The sequence below is a fragment of the Bacillus badius NBRC 15713 genome (assembly GCF_001591605.1).
GTDB classification, from domain to species: Bacteria; Bacillota; Bacilli; order Bacillales; family Domibacillaceae; genus Pseudobacillus; species Pseudobacillus badius.
The window spans coordinates 22,755-40,761 of the sequence record NZ_BCVF01000019.1 but is presented as its reverse complement, the minus strand read 5'-3'; the positions used below and the strand labels follow the sequence as shown (position 1 = coordinate 40,761).

General features: G+C 45.6%; 16 protein-coding genes and 1 riboswitch. All 16 genes read left to right on the top strand.

Features of this window, described 5'->3' with window-relative positions:
• Window positions 1–44: 44 nt before the first annotated feature.
• Window positions 45–1,100: a HEAT repeat domain-containing protein gene (locus BBA02S_RS11035; protein WP_041100965.1), complete on the top strand. Its 1,056-nt coding sequence runs from the start codon at window positions 45–47 to the stop codon at window positions 1,098–1,100.
• Complete coding sequence (locus BBA02S_RS11030) at window positions 1,097–2,521, top strand: glycosyltransferase family 2 protein (RefSeq protein WP_052475314.1); 1,425 nt, start codon at window positions 1,097–1,099, stop codon at window positions 2,519–2,521. The genes BBA02S_RS11035 and BBA02S_RS11030 overlap by 4 nt, the downstream gene beginning before the upstream one ends.
• 84 nt (window positions 2,522–2,605) lie before the next feature.
• Window positions 2,606–2,706, top strand: a riboswitch (TPP riboswitch).
• An 11-nt stretch (window positions 2,707–2,717) separates the two neighbouring features.
• Entirely contained in the window at window positions 2,718–2,927 is a 210-nt protein-coding gene (locus tag BBA02S_RS20665) for a hypothetical protein (RefSeq protein WP_041100967.1), read from the top strand.
• The gene (locus BBA02S_RS11025; protein ID WP_041100968.1) at window positions 2,920–3,684 is read left to right on the top strand and encodes a thiazole synthase; all 765 of its coding nucleotides are present in this window, start codon (window positions 2,920–2,922) and stop codon (window positions 3,682–3,684) included. Before BBA02S_RS20665 ends, BBA02S_RS11025 begins: the two co-directional genes overlap by 8 nt.
• Window positions 3,685–3,699: 15 nt before the next feature.
• Window positions 3,700–4,878: a 2-iminoacetate synthase ThiH gene (thiH, locus tag BBA02S_RS11020; RefSeq protein WP_063440973.1), complete on the top strand. Its 1,179-nt coding sequence runs from the start codon at window positions 3,700–3,702 to the stop codon at window positions 4,876–4,878.
• Entirely contained in the window at window positions 4,820–5,638 is an 819-nt protein-coding gene (gene thiS, locus BBA02S_RS11015; protein WP_063440975.1) for a sulfur carrier protein ThiS, read from the top strand. Before thiH ends, thiS begins: the two co-directional genes overlap by 59 nt.
• Before the next feature lie 13 nt (window positions 5,639–5,651).
• Window positions 5,652–6,665 (top strand): ThiF family adenylyltransferase, encoded by a 1,014-nt coding sequence (locus BBA02S_RS11010; protein ID WP_041114290.1) that lies wholly within the window; start codon window positions 5,652–5,654, stop codon window positions 6,663–6,665.
• A 224-nt stretch (window positions 6,666–6,889) separates the two neighbouring features.
• Complete coding sequence (locus BBA02S_RS11005; RefSeq protein WP_041100975.1) at window positions 6,890–8,758, top strand: sigma-54-dependent Fis family transcriptional regulator; 1,869 nt, start codon at window positions 6,890–6,892, stop codon at window positions 8,756–8,758.
• A gap of 247 nt (window positions 8,759–9,005) precedes the next feature.
• Window positions 9,006–9,326, top strand: coding sequence for a quinohemoprotein amine dehydrogenase subunit gamma (gene qhpC, locus BBA02S_RS11000; RefSeq protein WP_041100977.1), 321 nt, complete (start codon window positions 9,006–9,008; stop codon window positions 9,324–9,326).
• A gap of 14 nt (window positions 9,327–9,340) precedes the next feature.
• Window positions 9,341–10,960, top strand: a complete 1,620-nt coding sequence (gene peaA, locus BBA02S_RS10995) for a quinohemoprotein amine dehydrogenase subunit alpha (protein WP_041100979.1) — start codon at window positions 9,341–9,343, stop codon at window positions 10,958–10,960.
• A 46-nt stretch (window positions 10,961–11,006) separates the two neighbouring features.
• A complete protein-coding gene (locus BBA02S_RS10990) occupies window positions 11,007–12,488 on the top strand; it encodes a radical SAM/SPASM domain-containing protein (RefSeq protein WP_255211752.1) in 1,482 nt (493 codons plus the stop codon).
• Window positions 12,488–13,558 carry a YncE family protein gene (locus BBA02S_RS10985; protein WP_041100983.1) on the top strand — a complete coding sequence of 357 codons (1,071 nt, stop codon included), beginning with the start codon at window positions 12,488–12,490 and terminating at the stop codon, window positions 13,556–13,558. Before BBA02S_RS10990 ends, BBA02S_RS10985 begins: the two co-directional genes overlap by 1 nt.
• A gap of 35 nt (window positions 13,559–13,593) precedes the next feature.
• On the top strand, window positions 13,594–14,526 hold the full coding sequence (locus BBA02S_RS10980) for a hypothetical protein (protein WP_041114291.1): 933 nt from the start codon (window positions 13,594–13,596) through the stop codon (window positions 14,524–14,526).
• 18 nt (window positions 14,527–14,544) lie between these two features.
• On the top strand, window positions 14,545–15,537 hold the full coding sequence (locus BBA02S_RS10975; protein ID WP_041114292.1) for a peptidase U32 family protein: 993 nt from the start codon (window positions 14,545–14,547) through the stop codon (window positions 15,535–15,537).
• A gap of 10 nt (window positions 15,538–15,547) precedes the next feature.
• Window positions 15,548–17,227 (top strand): ABC transporter ATP-binding protein, encoded by a 1,680-nt coding sequence (locus tag BBA02S_RS10970; protein WP_041100988.1) that lies wholly within the window; start codon window positions 15,548–15,550, stop codon window positions 17,225–17,227.
• The gene (locus BBA02S_RS10965; protein ID WP_052475316.1) at window positions 17,199–17,936 is read left to right on the top strand and encodes a S8 family serine peptidase; all 738 of its coding nucleotides are present in this window, start codon (window positions 17,199–17,201) and stop codon (window positions 17,934–17,936) included. The genes BBA02S_RS10970 and BBA02S_RS10965 overlap by 29 nt, the downstream gene beginning before the upstream one ends.
• The last annotated feature ends 71 nt before the right edge of the window (window positions 17,937–18,007 follow it).

Genomic DNA, 18,007 nt, shown 5'->3' with positions numbered 1-18,007 from the left:
AAGAAAATGAGCTGCCAGGCAAATGGTAAAGCGGGTGAAAAAATGTGAGCGATACGATGAAAGTCATTATATATATCAATTTGATCCTCCTAGGCATTCTGCTTTTCTTGCTTGTTTTTTTGATTGTTCAAAAAGTGATAACAAATAAAAGAACAGAGAGAGTGGAACAAATAAAAGATTACTTGCGTCCGGATTTATTTGCTTATTTGTTAGGAACGGAAGAGGAGATCCATAACAGATGGCTAAATAATGATCCATTGAGCATTCAGGCATTAGAAGAATTGCTGGAGGAGGCTGCAAGTATCCTAAAGGGAGAAATGGCAGGAGAGACGATTACACTTCTTGCTGAGGAGTGGCTGAAAGAGGAGTATCATCGGCGGCTGGCGAAAGGAAGGTGGAGCACACGAATGAATGTGCTTTACCGCATTGAAAATTTTTATATGTCTTCCTTTTCGCATCATTTGTGGCTGGCGCTTGCCGAAAACGCTCTGCGAACAGAGGCCGAACGGACAGAAGCGATTCGTGTGTTGGCTTCCTTGCAATCGAACGCGTTGGCCAGGGATTTAATCAGCCTTGATCCTCCGCTTTCGAAAGCTGTTTATAAGGATGTATTAAGAAGATTTAACGATACATATGACGCAGGATTTATCGAGAATTATGAGAAGCTGAACAACGTGTTTAAGCAGGCAATCATTGAGTGGGTAGCAGAAACACAGGAGTACAGCTATCTTCCTTTTGTAGTAGAACAGCTGAAGCAGCCGCATTTAGAGCTAAGAATTGCTGCCTTAAAAGTGCTTTATTTGTTCGGGTACACGGCTGATTCAGCAGATGTGTATCCATTCAGCTATTCTCAGTACTGGCAGGAGAGAATGATGTTCGCCAAGCTGGCAGGCGCAGCGAAAAAAGACGGTTTTCTGCCTCAGCTTACGAAGTTGATTGCAGATGAAAACTGGTTTGTCCGCAATGCGGCAGGGGAAGCGCTGCAGCAATATGCAAACGGCACGCTGATTTTGCAGCATATTATTGAAACCCATCATGACCGGTATGCAAAGGATATGGCTGCCCAGTGGCTTGAGAGTGAAGGAGTGAGAATAGGATGACTCAATTCATTAGCAGTCTGTTCACCTTTTTGCCGTGGTTATTTATTTTCTACACCTCCTTTGTCATTTTGTTTTATCTCGTCATTTTATTTATTTCAGCCAGGCAGCTGCGGAGCGAATATGGATTTAATTCAAAAGAGGCAGAAGAAGATTTGCTGGATTCTTTTGATACAAAACCGGTCTCGATTCTTGTGCCTGCCTATAATGAAGAGGCAGGGATTTATAACAGTGTCCGCTCTCTTTTAAGTATTTACTATCCGGAATATGAAGTGATTGTTATCAATGATGGTTCGACAGACAAAACAGCCGAAACGATGATTGAGGCCTTTCAAATGGTAAAAATAAATTTTGTTGTACGTACGAGAATACCTGTTGCTGAAATTAACGGCATCTACCGGTCAACGATTTATGAAAATGTATACATGATCGACAAGAAAAATGGCGGAAAAGCCGATGCCTTGAACGCTGGGATAAATTTATCCCATTACCCGTACATTTGTTCTCTCGACGGAGATTCTGTATTAGAGAGAAATGCCTTTTTGAAAGTGATCAAGCCGGTTCTTGATTCAGACGGAGAGGTTATTGCAGTCGGCGGCAGCGTGCGGATTGCGAATGGCTGTCATATTGAAGGCGGGGAAGTGATGACGGTCGGTTTATCTAAAAAACCGTTGGTGGTTATGCAAGTGATCGAGTATTTGCGCGCGTTTTTAATCGGCCGGATTGGCTTAAGCCGTCATAACCTGTTGCTGATTATTTCCGGTGCTTTCGGTGTGTTTGAGAAAGAGTCAGTGACCAGAATAGGCGGGTACCGAACGGATACAGTTGGAGAAGATATGGATCTGGTTGTCCGCCTGCACCGGATGATTAAAGATAGGGGATTGAAGAAAAAGATATTGTATGTTCCTGATCCTGTTTGCTGGACAGAAGCGCCAGAGTCCCCCCTTTATTTGCGCAGACAGCGCCAGCGCTGGCACCGCGGACTTTGCGAAGTGATTTGGAATAACAAGGATATGCTGTTTAATCCTAAATATGGCCTGGTTGGTGTGCTATCGATGGCTTATTTCTTTTTGATTGAGCTGATGGGTGTCTTTGTCGAATTGCTTGGTTACTTGCTTATTCTGTTCGGCTTGCTGTTTTCGTTTATCAGTGTTGAAATCACCGTCCTGATTGCCTCTTTGTCGTTCTTATACGGATCGGTGTTATCGATGGGCGGAGTGCTCTTAGAGGAATGGAGCTTGAGAAAATATCCGAAGCCGCGAGACATCGTCAGACTGTTTTTCTTTGCACTTTCTGAAACGTTTTGGTATCGGCCGCTCATGATTAAATGGAGGCTGGAAGGCTTTTTTCAGTTTTTAGCCGGCAAGAAGGATTGGGGAGAAATGAAGCGGATTGGCGTAGGGGCGAAGACCGAAGCGAAATAAAGCAAAAAAGCGGAATTCTTTTTTTGAAAAAGTGGTTAACAATTTAGAATATTAGGAGTATACTAGAGGAAACTGAATATAGAAAAAGTAAGCTAGGGGTGCCTTTACGGCTGAGAGGATGCATGCATCCAACTCTTGAACCTGATTTGGTTAGTACCAACGGAGGGAAGCTGTCTTTATTTACGTGTCTTTATTTATGATGCATAAAGAAAAGCCTGCCGTTGTGGCAGGCTTTTTTTTATTGTACGGCTCTGTTAAAGAATATCGTTGGTTTGTCTATCGGTTTCACTGCAGGCGGACACTTTCCGTGGAAGTCGCCGCTTTTGCCCTTTTAGGTGAACAATTAACCAATCAATCGTCGATAATGGCAGAGCCTATTGCAAAAAGGAGGATGTTAAATGGATGAATTAATTATTGGTCAAAAAAAGTTGTCAAGCCGGCTGTTTACAGGAACGGGGAAGTTTGCCGATCACTCTGTTATGAAACAAGCCTTTAGTGCCTCGGGCTCGCAAGTGGTAACTGTAGCAGTAAGAAGAGTGGATTTAGAGGCAGGCCATGAAAATATTTTAGCAGATATCCCAGAGAATATGACGATTATGCCCAATACATCCGGAGCAAGAAATGCGGAGGAAGCTGTCCGCATTGCAAGGCTGGCAAGGGCCGCCGGGATGGGAGATTGGATTAAGATCGAAGTTATTTCTGATCAGAAATATTTGCTTCCTGACAATGAAGAAACGATCCGGGCGACCGCAATATTGGCTAATGAAGGCTTTGTTGTTCTTCCTTACATGAATCCAGACCTAATGGCAGCCAAAAAGCTGGCTGATGCCGGGGCTGCGGCCATCATGCCGCTTGGTTCCCCGATCGGATCAAACCGGGGCATCCGCATGAAAGAGATGATCCGCATACTTATCGAAGAAAAAACACTGCCGGTCATTGTGGATGCCGGAATCGGCAAGCCGTCAGAAGCGGCTGAAGCAATGGAGATGGGAGCGGATGCAGTTCTCGTAAATACGGCTATTGCTACAGCAGACGACCCGGTGCGGATGGCAGAGGCATTCAGTTTAGCTGTAGCCGCCGGCAGAAAGGCTTATCTTGCAGGGCTCGGACCGGTGTCGCAACGGGCAGCTGCTTCGTCTCCGCTCACTGGGTTTTTACGGTAAAAAGGAGGAGTTTCTATGAGCTTTTATGACAGGTACAACAAAATCAAGCATCATCCCTATGAGGAAATCCTTGCTGCTATGACGGTTCAAGATGTAGACAGGGCACTGAATCAAGCGGAACCGGACGAATATGACTTACTGGCGCTCCTTTCCCCGGCTGCTGCAGAGCGGCTGGAGGATATGGCCCAGAAAGCTCGAAAGCTGACCATTCAGAATTTCGGAAAAGTGATTTCCTTGTATGCGCCGCTTTATTTAACGGATTACTGTGTGAACAAGTGTGCATATTGCAGTTTCAGTTTTGACAATGACTTTCCAAGAAGAAAATTAACCGCTTTGGAGATCAGTCAAGAAGCAAAAGCGTTGAAAGATATGGGGATTCAGCATGTCATCCTGCTGACGGGGGAATCGCGCATTCATTCATCTGTTGCCTATCTTACAGAAAGCGCCCATATCTTAAGAAAATATGCTTCCTCGATTTCCATTGAAGTACAGCCTCTTGATACCGAGGAATACCGCCAGTTGTTCCAGGCGGGAGTGGATGGGCTTACTGTCTATCAAGAAGTATATAATGAAGAAATTTATAAGGAAATTCATATAAAAGGTCCAAAAAGAAACTATCGTTACCGCTTGGATGCACCAGAGCGGGGATGCCAGGCCGGCATGAGGTCGGTAAACATTGGAGCGCTGCTCGGAATGGATAACTGGCGGAAGGAAGTGTTTTTCACTGCTCTGCATGCCCAATACCTGCAAAAAAGATATTTAGAAACGGACATTGCCGTTTCATTTCCTCGTATTCGCCCGAATCTTGGAGGGTTTGAGCCTCGTGCTGTTGTGGAGGATAAAGATCTTGTGCAAGCGATGCTTGCTGTCCGCCTGTTTATGCCCCGGGCAGGCATTACACTGTCTACACGCGAGGAAGCAGAGCTTAGAGATCACCTTATTAAATTGGGCGTGACAAAAATGTCCGCTGCTTCTTCGACAGTTGTTGGCGGCTACGCGGCGAAGAAAGAAGACAATAGCCAATTTGAAATTTCCGATACTCGTTCGGTGGCGGAAGTAAAAAAACGCTTAAAGCAGCTTGGGTATCAGCCGGTTTTTAAAGATTGGGACATTTTGGCGGACGAGGAGGAATGGAATGACTTTTCAGCTTCACGCCATCACAACGGGGACACTCGAGCTGGCGCAGGCGTCTAGCACTGCCGCCGCCATTCACTCATTTGTTGACTATATTCACATAAGAGAAAAACAGCGCAGCGCCAGAGAGCTGTTGTATTGGGTGGAAGCCTTTAGGAAAGCGGGGGTTCCGGCCGAAAAGATTATTGTTAATGACAGGCTGGATGTTGCTCTTGCAGCCGGAGCCGGCGGTGTACAGCTGACGGAAAGCAGCGTGCCGTTAAAGCAGGTTCGGCCATTTCTCAGACAACTGGCGGCAGGCTGCTCTGTTCATGAGCCGGCTGCCGTGGCTCATGCCAATGAAGAAAGGGCGGATTGGATCTTATTTGGCCACATTTATGACACAGCATCAAAGCCTGGGAGGAAACCAAGAGGCTTGGAGACATTGCAGGCCGCAGCTTATGCTTCCCGCGTGCCTGTTATTGCTATCGGAGGCATTAAACCGCACCATATTAGGGAAGTAAAGGCCGCCGGAGCAAAAGGCGTAGCAGTCATGTCAGGGATCTTTGCGAGCAAGGACCCGGCAGCTGCAGCCGCGAGCTATCAAACAGCAATAAAAAAGGAGGAAATCAACGACATGCACATTGTGGTTAATGGGAAATCGACGCCAATTTCTTTGCAGGAGCTGACTATTGAAGAGCTGCTGGCTTCTTATTCCTTGCAAGGAAAAGCGGTTATTGTAGAGATAAACGGCCATATCGTGCCGAAAGAACGGCTTGGCTTGACAACTATTCAAGAAGGAGACCGAATTGAAATTGTTCAATTCGTGGGAGGCGGTTGAGGAGGAGAAGGCAATGAACAGCCGTTATTCGAGACAGGAACTATTTTTAAAGGAAGAGCATCCTTACGCTAATAAACATGTTCTGCTTGTCGGAGCCGGTGCACTTGGCTCCGCACTGGCCGAAATGCTAGTCAGGGCCGGCATTGGGCAGCTTACTATCATTGACCGGGATTACGTCGATTGGACCAATCTCCAGCGCCAGCAGCTGTATAATGAGCAGGACGCGCGAGATAGCCTGCCTAAAGCGGAGGCGGCAAAAAAAAGGCTTCAGGAGATTAATTCCGACGTCAGCATATCGGCTATTACAGCCGATGCAGGCCCGCAGGAGCTTTCTGCGCTTATGGATGAAAAATGTCCAGACCTGCTGCTTGATGGAACGGACAATTTTGAGACAAGATTCATTATCAATGATCTGTCTCAAAAATATCAGGTGCCCTGGATATATGGTGCTTGCGTGGGCAGCCAGGGAGTCAGCTGTGTGATTGTGCCGGGAGAAACTCCATGCCTCGCCTGTTTGCTCGATGTTCTGCCGGCAGAAGGGATGACATGCGACACGGCAGGAATTATTGCGCCAGCTGTTCAAATGACAACGGCTTTCCAAGGAGCAGAGGCTTTGAAAATACTTGCGGGCCGCTGGGAGGACATTCGCCGGGAGCTTGTGGGTGTTGATTTGTGGAAAAATACATATTCATCTATTTCTACAGTCTCTTTAAAGAAGGCGGATTGTCCATCCTGCAGCGACACAGCCGTCTATCCGTATTTAACGGAAGAAAATCAAACAAAAACGGCGGTATTATGCGGAAGAAATACCGTACAAGTAAGACCGCCGAACAACAGGGCATTCAATTTGCCAGAGATTGCCGCTATGCTGAAGCAGTGGGACGCCTCAGTAAAGATGAATGGTTTTTTGTTGTCGGCGATTGTTTCCGGAAAGAGAATTGTCTTGTTCCAGGACGGCAGAATGCTGGTACATGGATCAAAGGATCCGGAAGAGGCAAAAAAGCTTTATCAGCGGCTGCTCGGTTAAAAGAAAGCAGAATAGAGCGAAAAGGGCTGTCCATATCTGACTAAGACGGCCCTTTTTTTCTTGCCGGCCTTCACAGAGAGAACATGGGAAATCAAGCCCATCTTCTCTGTAAAAGTCTCTGTTGAATTGACTTAATATTTAGAATAGTTTAATCTGAAATTGTGACACAATCACAACTATCCTGCTTGGTTATCACTATATAGGGTGGAAGGGAGATAGCGATCATGATAGGAAAACGTGGTCAACTGGTTAAGAAAAATATGTCTGAACTAGTGATGGAATCGTGGGAGAGAAGCCGGAAGAATAATATATCACGTGACCTCTCTAAAGCGCCTCTCGTGCTAACGGAAACGGAATTGCAGCTGATAAAAAGCAGAGGCGAACTATACCAGTCGTTTGCAGCCGCTTATAGCAGAATGAAAAACGAGATTGATGATTGCTACGCCCTTGGTCTGGCTGATAAAGACGGCAGAATGATTGGCGTGCGCATGAAAGGCAAGCTGCATGACCAGTTGGGTGAGGTGAATTTTTATCCAGGCGGTCATTGGGATGAAACGATAGCAGGGACGAATGCAATCGGCACGGCCCTTGCTGCCCGAGAAGCTGTGACTATACATACGGCAGAGCATTATTGCGAGGCGTGGAGTGCATTTTCATGTGCTGGAGTTCCTATTTGGCATCCTGTGGATAAGCAAGTGATAGGAGTGCTTGATTTATCAAGTAAAGATGAGGATTTCCGCAAACACAGTTTGCCTTTAACAAAAGCGATAGCGGAAATGATTCAAGCGGATATGCTTGTCCGTATTTATGAAAAAAATAATTTGTTAAAAGAGGTATTTTTAGAACATAGCCGCAGACTCCGCAGCGACTGGTTATTGGCCATTGATGATCAAGGAAGCTTAATGGAGAAAAATCACCTGTCCGAGCCGTTTCACTATGTTTGGAAAACACCGTTTAATTGGCATGAATATATGCATAAATGGCAGTGTTCGGGCGAGCCGGAATGGGAAGAACAAACCATTCCGTTTTTGCATGGCCATCCCCGCGGCAAAGTTTTGCCTGTTTTTCACAAAAACAGTGTGATTGGCATCATTGTTCAAATTCCTCAACATCATCTGTTTGAGAAAAGCTCCGCAGCTCCTAAGAAAGAATATAACCACTATGGCGTTATCGGCCGCGGAAATAAATTTAACTTTTTTATCAGCAAAATAGAGAAAATCGCACCGAGCAGCGTACCTGTACTGTTAACTGGAGAAAGCGGCACCGGCAAGGAAGTATTCAGCCGGATGATTCACCGTCTCAGTGATCGCTGTGATCAGCCGTTCGTTTCTTTTAACTGTTCCTCATTGAATCATGATCTGGCAGCAAGTGAACTGTTTGGTTATGGCCCTGGCTCATTTACAGGGGGATTGAAAGAAGGGAAAAAGGGGCTGTTTGAAGCAGCCGACGGGGGCATCCTGTTTCTTGATGAAATTGGCGAGGTTCCGCTGTCTGTTCAGCCGATGCTGCTGAGAGTGCTGCAAGAACAGGAAGTCATGAGGATTGGAGAGTACGCTCCAAAAAAAATCAATGTCAGAGTCATTGCAGCGACAAATAGAGATTTAAAGCAAATGATCAAGGAAGGAACCTTCAGAGAGGACTTATATTACCGGTTAAATGTTATCCATTTAATGATTCCGCCTTTGCGTGAAAGAAAAGAAGATATCCCTTTGTTAGCTAGTTATTTTATCAAACAGAACGAGAAACAGGCGAATGTGATGCTGGCACCGGAAACAGAACAACTATTGCAGCAGTATGACTGGCCTGGAAATGTCAGGGAACTTAAAAATGTCATTCAGTATGCTCAATTATTCGCAGAGAATGAGGTAATTGAGCCTTCTCATCTGCCGGATGCCTTTCATGAGCAAATGATGGCAGAAGCTTGCAGTGAACCAGCAGAAGGTCAGCCGGAAGGTGATCAAGACGAACGGGATTGTATCCTCCATATGCTGAGGCGGACAAATTTCAACTTAACGAAAGCCGCCCAGCTGCTAGGCTTTTCCCGGGGCACTTTGTACAATCGTTTAAAAAAATATAATATTTCCTATAGATGATAAAATAAACAAACTGTTCAAATTATTTTGAACAGTTTGTTTATTTTAGTGAATAATGTTAACTCTTCTGCTGGTGAAAGAAGCGAAAATCGCCGGTATGAGCGATGAAATAAGATGGCATAGAAATTGCAAGTTGATTATCAAACTTGTCTGCCTTGGGTTTTTATATGCCCGCCAGGCGGTGATGCATTGTTTTTTAAACAATGGCATGAACAAGCTTTAACTAAGAAAGGAGCGGAGGGACAGCATGAAGCATTTAAAGCCGTTGAACTGGAAAGGAAAGATGATTGAGCAAACGGTTAATTTGGAAAAGGAGCCCGAGGTGCAAGGACTGGCGCTGCTGCCGATGGGATGTACTAGTCTTTTCGATCCAGGATGGGAAACAGATTTCTCAGGCATGGGGCTTGAAGGGGTCTGCCAGCCTCATTACCGTGATATTTATGGCTGCTATGGTGATTGCTGGTGGGCGGCTCAAGTGCCTGACGGCTTAACGAACTATGGAAGCTGGGCAGACGAATGTCCAGTGGCTGCCAATGACTGGCGAAAATTAAAATATGTAAAACCATAAAAAGGAGAAATGCGATGATCAAACAAAAGTTTTTATCTGTGGCAGCCGCTGTAGGAGTGGCATTGATAGTGAGTGCCTGTGCAGAAAATCCGTCAACTGAAACAAACGAAAAGGCAACATCGGCTGTTCATGTCAGCCAGCAGGTGGAAAAGAGCTGCATGGGCTGTCATGCGGTTGATCAGGGGGGGAAGCTGGAAAGAATTGAATCAGTCAGAAAAAGTCCAGAAGGCTGGTCTCAAACCATTGCCCGCATGGAAAGGACTCATGGGCTAACGATCACGGATGAAGAGCGGGAACAATTGATTACTGATTTAAGCCGGGAAAGAGGGCTTGCTCCTGAAGAAGCGGAAAAGGTCCAGTATTGGCTGGCCAATAAACCATCTTATGCAGAACCAGATCCAAAAAATGAAAGCGTTGCCCAAAGCTGTATTAATTGCCATGCTGCCGGCCGATTTGAAGCCCAAAGGCGCACAGAAGAAGAATGGAAAAACTTGAAAGACTTTCACCTTGTTTCATACCCTTCTATTTATTTAAACCATCGCCACATGGATTGGCCGCAGGAAGCAGATAAAGCGATCGAGTATTTAGCAAAAAATTACGGGGTGGAATCGAAGGTATGGGATCAATGGAAAGGCAATGAATATGATGTCAGCGGCAAATGGAAGGTAGTTGGTTTTCAAGGAACAAAAGGCTTTTATCTCGGGGAAAGTGAATTCACGAAAGCGGATGACCGATACAGCGAGAAAAAATCCGTTAAGTTTCTAACAGGGCAAGAAACAAAGCAACTGAACGGCGATATGAAAATCTATACGGGCTATATGCTTCGTTCGCATTATAAGCAAAATGACCATAAGATCAATGGTTTTTATAATGTAACGAGTGAAAATTTAATTAAAGGCGACTGGTCCTATAAAGAAGACTTGGGCATCAGCGGAGAAGAAACCTATTATAAAGTTCAAACGGAAAATCCGGAAATTATCCATTCTGAGCCCCGGGCTTGGCGAAAAGGATCAGTGAATAAAGTTACGTTTTATGGCATGAATTTAAACAAGCTGGAAGAGAAAGATTTGAACTTGCCGAAAGGGGTAGAGCTGACCAAGTTAACAGCCGTTTCTGACGAGCAGCTGACAGCTGAGGTCAAAGTGGACAAAAAGGCGGAGTCCCACATGTTTGTGATCAACGGAGGCCAAGCGGCTGTTCATGGAAAGTTTACTGTTTATGATCAGGCGGATTATTTAAAAATCGAACCATCTTACGGTGTGTCGCGGATGGGCGGCGCTGGTCCGATGGATAAAATGAGTATTCAATATGTAGCTTATGCGTATAGCCATGGCAAGGACGGAAAAAAGGAAACGGAAGATGATTTAAAGCTCGGCCCCGTGCCGGCAGAATGGTCGCTCCTGCCGTATCCTGAAGGAGCAGAGGGGAGAGACGACCGTCCTTATATTGGGAAAATTGCTGCCGATGGCTTGTATACACCTAGTGTGGAAGGTGTAAATGAAGAAAGGGAGTTTGTTCAGGAAAATGTCGGGAGTGCCACGGTTGTAGCCAAGGCAAAGGTAGATGGGAAAGAGCTGACGGTTAAATCCCATCACATTACCACCGTTCCAGATTATGTAAATAATATTCATTAAGGTTGTTCATTTTTTCATCAGGCATCACAATCTATCAAACTTTTGGGTGCGATCATTTATTGGGAAGGAGAGGGTTACAATCACAAACGCAGCATTGACAAACTATATTCCATTTCGGGTGCAGGGCGAAGAGTTCTTATATCACGGCTTAACAGGCAGCATTATTCAGCTGGATGATCTGTCTAAAGACATGGTCGATGTGTTCAGAAGCAAAGGGGAGCATGTCGCAGATACGACGGTTTTGTCCGAAGAGGCCCTGTTGCAGGAGAACCCTTCTTTTTCCCGCGTGCTGGCTGAATTGGAGCAGCTGGAAATTGTTAAGAAGAGCGACAAGAAACATGCTCGTTTTTCTGCTACCCCGCCTCCTCCGCAAACGACAGAAGATATGCCGGTGAAAACATTAGTCTTTCATTTGGTGAATGAATGCAATTTACGGTGTACGTACTGTTACGCAGGCGACGGGGAATATGGGGCTCCGAAAAAATATATGACGGTAGAGACGGCCGACCGCGCCATTCAATTTTTAATGGAAAACAGCTTAGGAGAAAAAGAGGTCAATATCGTTCTTTTTGGCGGGGAGCCTTTCCTCAACTGGAAAACGTTAAAGCATGTGGTTGAACAAGCAAGTGCAGAGGGAAAACAGCGGGGAAAGAAAGTAGGCTTTTCCCTCACAACCAATGGAACGAGAATGAACGAGGAGCAAATGGCTTTTTTAAATAAATATAAAGTGATGGTATCTGTCAGCATGGATGGAACGAAGGAAGCACATGACCGCTACCGTCCGATGGCTGGAGGCCAGGGCTCCTATGACCGGGTAAGCAAGAATGTGGAAAAATTAATGGAGATTCACACGGCCGCACCTATTGGAACGAGAGTGACCGTGGTGAAGGATTTTGAAAAGCTGGAAACGTCTTTGCGGCATTTGCTCTCTAAAGGATTTTATGAGGTGGGCTTTGCCCCTGTCACGGAGACGAATATGCAGCTAGCTTTGGATGAAGAGGATTTAGCCGAATTATTGCGGCAGTTTGAGGAACTGTCCGACTTATTTGTCGAGCATGCGCTGAAGAATGAATATGTCGGCTTTTCCAACCTGACAAATTTATTAAAGGAGCTGCATACCGGCACGAATAAAGCGTACGGTTGTGGAGCGGGGCTCGGCTTCTTTGCTGTCAGCCCTGATGGCGGTTTGTTTTTATGCCACCGCTTTAACGAACAGGAGGAGTTTCGCCTCGGGGACATTTACTTTGGCATTGACCAGAAGAAAAGAACAGCGATGCTGAATGAGCTGCATGTCGATCATAAGCCGACTTGCCAATCGTGTGCACTCAAGCATATTTGTTCTGGCGGATGCTACTATGAAGCAATGGAACGGCAGGGTGATTATCGGGCGCCTAACGCCCATTATTGCAGCTGGATGCATGAATGGATCACCATCGGCTTGAAAGCATACGTGAAGATCCTGCAGCATAATCCGGCATTTTTAGATCAAATCAGCGGAATCACGAAAGAGAGGTGTATTAGTAACTAATGATAAGGAGATTAGTCCAACTGTTCATTTTTGTTTTTCCTCTGCTTATTTTAAGTGCTGTTCCTGCCGGGGCAGCCGCAGAAAAGTACACAGAGAGAGTGTTCATTTCTGGATACGGACAAATTATTGTTGTTGATCCCGCTGCGCCTAAAATCGCCGCCAGCATTAAAGTGAAAGGCCCCGTTCGCGATATGAGTTTTACCGATGACGGCAAAACCGGACTGTTCCTTGCAAATGACCGAAAATCTCTTTATGTCGTGGACACTGTGCAAAATAAGATTGTTAATGAAGTCAATTTGGAGGCCCGAACCGATCAAGGACTACTTGACCGCCGTGTGTGGGGAAGCGCAATTTCACCGGACGGAAAGAAAGCCTATGCCTTTGTAACCCAAGGGGAAAAGAGAAGAAGCAGCTTTAAAGTCCATCCAAGCAAAATTATCGAAATCGATCTGAAAAGCAAGGAGGAGCTGCGAAGTGTAGAAGCTCCATACGGCACGCATGTGCTTCAATTTAAACAAAATGACGCCAATACTCTCTTTGTTTGGGGCTATGATTTATTTGAATTAGATCTCAAAAAAATGAAATTAACCTTGAGGCAAGGAATAAAACATCCGAAGAATGAAAAAGATGGAATCGGAAATTATTTGATGCTTTTCCCTAGAGGAGAAAATGGCATGAATTCGATTCCATTAATGAAGGAATACCCCGATGGGCGCGTGACAGAAGGAATCATGTGGATGAACAGAGAATCCGGCACCATAAAAACGCTGGAATATGACAGAGAACCGGTCGGAATGTTCTCAGCGGTCGTTGATAAAGAAGAGAACTACGCTTATACCACATTGAATAAATGGTACAAGGTTGATATTAAAAGTCAGAAAATTGTGAAGGAATCCGTCCCTCCGAATGGCAGCTTGTATGGCGTGAATCTAAGTGCGGACGAAGAAAAAGTATATTACAGCGGTGCCGGCAATGAATTTATCATTGCAAACAAAGAGTTGGAGGTAGAGAAGCAGCTAGTGTTGCCGACTGATACGTTAGATTTAAAAGTGGTGAAAATTGAGCAGTAAAATGGATCATGTCGAATGCGGAGGGGGTCAGCTTATTGAAGTTTGCTGTAGCTGTACAGTCAGTGCGTGATTTGAAATTCGCCAAAGAGCCTTGGGCTCCGATTGATTTGCAAAATGAGATCGAGACTGAAATGCAGTCTGCTTTTTTCGGGGCATGGAAAGAGGTTTTCGGAGAGGTGGCGGCGCCGAGCCGGATTATTTTCGGCTCGGAATTTTGCCAGCATCGTCTTCCAACGGTACGAGCGGTGAATAAAGCGCTTGATTACTGCTGGAAAAACGGCTTTGAATTTTCCTTCGCTACTTCTTATATGCATGAAGAAAAGTTTCAAGAGCTTGCTGATATTTTAGCCGTGCTGGATGAGCAGATGAAAAAGCATGAAAAGAACATAGAGATCATTGTCAATGATTGGGGCGTTTATTTTTATACGAAAAAGCGGTTCCCGGAGCTGGATTTAGTGATAGGAAGGCTTTTGAATAAATCAATTCGTGATCCTAGAGTCGCTCATTATTATAATGAATCGAATGCTCCGGAGGAAGGAAAAGAGTTTTTTAAAAAAACCGGCTTGTTTTCTCAGTCATTTCGCCAATTTCTTGGTAATGGAAGGGTGACAGGCTTTGAATTTGACCAGTTAATTCAAGGGAATTTCTTAAGTGAGGAAGAGGCCGAGCAGACCATCGGCCTTCATTTCCCTTTTGGCTGCACAGCGAGCGGCAGCGCCTGTATGGTTGGTTTTATCGATATGGACAAAGCTGATAAATTCCGGGGAGACCCCGAATGCAAGCAGCAGTGTCAGCGCTATGTATTCGAATTGAAGAATAAGCGCCATCTCGATATGCGCAACCGCGTTTTTCAAAAAGGCAACAGTGCTTTTTACAGCCATGACAGCGGCTTAGTAAGAATGGGGTTAGAAAGTTTGCAGGCAATGAAGAACGGGCGGGCTGTCTACAGCTTGCGCATCCCGGTGTAATTATGGAGGTGAATCAATGTGAATATTCTTGCTCCATTGGGAGCGAAGGAAGAAGTGGAAATGCTGGCGGAAAGTGGAGCTGAAGAATTTTACTGCGGGATCACACCGATGGAATGGATGGAAAAATATTCGCCCGGTGTCTGGATTAACCGCCGCAATCCGTATGCGGGCTTTCCTTCTTTTAAAGATCTCGAGGAAGCAGTCCGGAGAGCAGAAGCCTATGATATCCCCCTTTTTTTAACGCTGAATGCTCCTTACTATACGGAAGCACAATATCCGATGCTGATTGATTTAATTAAACGCTGCCAGGAAGAGGTCGGAATTAAAGCTTTTATTGTCAGTGATCCGGGTTTGATGGCGGCGATGAAAAGCCAAGTGCCGAAAGCGCCCATTCATGTCAGCAGCCTGGCTGCCCCGATGAATACCGGAAGTATAGAGCTGTATAAGCAAATGCAGGTCGAACGCATTGTTTTGCCAAGGAGTGTCCAGTTAAATGAAATACCGGCACTGAAAGAAGCGGCGGGCGACATTGAATTAGAGGTTTTTATTTTAAATGACGGCTGCGTATATGAGGAGAGCTTTTGCATGACTACACACTCGGCAGGGGCCTTTTGTTCTCAAGCGCAATGGAATTATGTTCCTCAGCATGCTGATGGAAATAAGTCTTTAACGGCAGCGGAGCTGGATACACTGAATGAGCAGGTAGACGACTATAGGGAGTTTGTCTGGTTTGTCAATGATTGCAACTGTCAAATTGCTCACGATGGCTTGCCGCTCGGTCCTTGCGGCTTGTGCTCTCTTGCTAAATTGGACAGCATGGGGGTTGATTCCCTGAAAATTGTCGGACGGGAAGGGGCTCCATACAGAAAACTGGCAAGTGTACAAATGGTCAAAGCGGTAATGGAGCAAGTAAGAGGAAAGGCTGCGGAGGAAGAGGTGGAGAAGCTGGCGCGAAAAATCCGCAACCAGCCGCAATACTGTGAATCCGGTTTGATGTGTTATTACCGGTAGGGGGAAAAAGATGAATATTCGTTCTTATATTCAACCGTACCGCTTTGTATTTGTCCTCGTTTTTTTCATGGGGCTGATTTCTACCATCCTTACAGCGGTCCAGCCGCTTATGGGAAAATTTCTCATTGATGAAGTGCTGATCGCTAAGCGGTTTCCCTTTTCCAGTGTCTTTACGGCCGGCTTGCTGATCATGCTGACCGGCTTTGCTGTTTCTCTATTGACGAAGTTTCTTTACTTAAGGATGAGCTTGCGTCTTATGGTCGACATGCGCTCCGCTTTTTACAATCATTTGCTTCATTTGCCTTTTGCTTTCTTTATAAAAAATCGCACCGGGGATATCGTTTCTAGGATGAATGAGGATTTAACAGAAATCCAGCGGCTTTACACAGAAAGCGTGCTGCAGTTTTTTACGATCGGATTAACCATGTTCTTAAATATTGTGCTGTTATTTTGGCTTGATTGGCGTTTAGCTTTTTTCTCTTTTCTATTCATGCCGCTGCTTATTTGGGGCATGCAAAAGTTCCGTCATTTGATTTTTGCCAATCAAATGGAGTTGCGCAGGCAATCCGCCAAAAACCAGAGCTTTATGTATGATACTTTTTCAGCGATTGACTTTATTCGCGCATCGCATCTAGAAAGCACACTGCAACGGAGATTCAAAAACGAGCTGCAGGAAATCAATCAGCAGACTATGAAAGTGATAGTCTGCCAGGCGTGGGCTCAAGGTATTCCTCAAGTGCTGCTGATGATATCAGCCATCTTTATGCTCTGGTTTTTAGGGGCGCGGGTCATCAGCGGAACGATGACCATCGGGGCGATGCTTGCTTTTATTACTTACCAAGCGAGCTTATACGGAACCGTTCAGGGATTGTCGCAATTATACATCCGCTGGCAAAAAGGCAAGGCCTCAATTCAGCGGGTACATGACTTTTTTCATCTTCCTCAAGAACAAGAGGAGGGAGAGCCGCTGCCTTCATCCTTTCGAGCCATCCATTTTCAGGGTGTGTCATTTGCCCATGAGCAGGGCAAGGACGTAATCACCGATTTGAGCATGGAGATTCGCAGGGGAGAAAAGCTCGGGGTGGTTGGTGAAAACGGTGCTGGAAAGAGCACATTTGCCCAGCTGCTCGCCCGCATGTACCGCCCGTCTGCCGGAGCGATTTATCTTGATAATAAAGATATTCACAGCTTCTCCAGGAAAAGCTGGCATGAAGCGGTGTGCTTGGTGGCACATCATCATCCCGTCTGGTTTGGCACTGTTGCTGACTGGCTGCGATTAGGGAAACATAAAGTCTCTGAACAAGAGATGTTCAGCGCCCTTGAGGCTGTTGGGTTAACCGCATGGCTGCATAGTCTTCCTCAAAAATGGCAGACAGTGATCGGTGAGCGGGGCATCACGCTATCAGCGGGACAGAAGCAGCGGCTGTTGCTCGCCCGCGCTTTATTAAGCGAGGCGGATATTTATATATTTGATGAAGCCACCTGCCATTTGGATGTGGAATCAGAGCACCAGCTGTTTCAACTTCTGAAGGATTGCTTTTCTGAAAAGACAGTCATTGTGATTACTCACAGGTATGACAATTTAGACTGGATGGATCGGGTTATTGATTTAACTGAAGGACAGGAACGGTACAGTCAACAGGAGGCGGGGGGAGGATCAAATGACAACGTATCAATATTACATGGCTGAGGAAGAATGGGGCCGTGGAAAAGGAATCAAGATTGCGCATATTGACAGCGGAATTAACGAATGGCATCCGCACGTCGGCCGAGTAGCCGGCGGCATCGCTTTTCAAGTAAATGAGGAAGGAAAAATTGTGACGGCGGCGAGCTATCAGGACGACCTTGGCCATGGAACGGCAGTAGCCGGCGTGATTAAAGAGCAGGTGCCGGATGCAGAGATCTTAGCTGTGAAAATATTTCATGATCAGCTGTTTTCTTATATTGAAGTGCTTTGTGCAGCCATTGAATGGTGCATTGAACAAGAGGTTGATTTTATTAATTTAAGCCTAGGGGTAAAAACAGACCTGGACAGCCTGCAGTTTATTTGCGCAAAAGCAAATGAAGCGGGAGTAATGATTGTCTCAGCCTGTGATGAGCAAAATGCGCTGTACTGGCCGGGATATTACGGGTCCGCTTATGCTGTTCAGTCATTGGAGAACGGAAAGAGCCAGTCCTTTCAATTTCATCCTGAACAGCCGGTCCAATTTCAAACATCGGGTTTCCCGAGAAGTCTGGAAGGCCCGATGCAAAAGTTTAATTTTCAAGGACATAGCTTTGCTGCAGCCCACATGACCGGGTTTCTTGCCAAAATAAAAGAAAAATACCCGGAGGCGGAAACGATAGAGAAAATGAATCAAGTACTGATGGATATCGGGAAGCACCAATTGAGCACGTAAAGAGAAAGAGGGGGCAGAATCGAAAACAAATTGTTCAATCAGGCTGAACAGTTTGTTTAAGAGTTTTGAAC

Excerpts from the sequence above, each read along its gene's own strand:
- BBA02S_RS11030 (WP_052475314.1), top strand. The coding sequence starts at position 1,097 with ATGACTCAATTCATTAGCAGTCTGTTCACCTTTTTGCCGTGGTTATTT.
- BBA02S_RS20665 (WP_041100967.1), top strand. The coding sequence starts at position 2,718 with ATGATGCATAAAGAAAAGCCTGCCGTTGTGGCAGGCTTTTTTTTATTG.
- BBA02S_RS11025 (WP_041100968.1), top strand. The coding sequence starts at position 2,920 with ATGGATGAATTAATTATTGGTCAAAAAAAGTTGTCAAGCCGGCTGTTT.
- thiH (WP_063440973.1), top strand. The coding sequence starts at position 3,700 with ATGAGCTTTTATGACAGGTACAACAAAATCAAGCATCATCCCTATGAG.
- thiS (WP_063440975.1), top strand. The coding sequence starts at position 4,820 with ATGACTTTTCAGCTTCACGCCATCACAACGGGGACACTCGAGCTGGCG.
- BBA02S_RS11010 (WP_041114290.1), top strand. The coding sequence starts at position 5,652 with ATGAACAGCCGTTATTCGAGACAGGAACTATTTTTAAAGGAAGAGCAT.
- BBA02S_RS11005 (WP_041100975.1), top strand. The coding sequence starts at position 6,890 with ATGATAGGAAAACGTGGTCAACTGGTTAAGAAAAATATGTCTGAACTA.
- qhpC (WP_041100977.1), top strand. The coding sequence starts at position 9,006 with ATGAAGCATTTAAAGCCGTTGAACTGGAAAGGAAAGATGATTGAGCAA.
- peaA (WP_041100979.1), top strand. The coding sequence starts at position 9,341 with ATGATCAAACAAAAGTTTTTATCTGTGGCAGCCGCTGTAGGAGTGGCA.
- BBA02S_RS10985 (WP_041100983.1), top strand. The coding sequence starts at position 12,488 with ATGATAAGGAGATTAGTCCAACTGTTCATTTTTGTTTTTCCTCTGCTT.
- BBA02S_RS10970 (WP_041100988.1), top strand. The coding sequence starts at position 15,548 with ATGAATATTCGTTCTTATATTCAACCGTACCGCTTTGTATTTGTCCTC.
- BBA02S_RS10965 (WP_052475316.1), top strand. The coding sequence starts at position 17,199 with ATGACAACGTATCAATATTACATGGCTGAGGAAGAATGGGGCCGTGGA.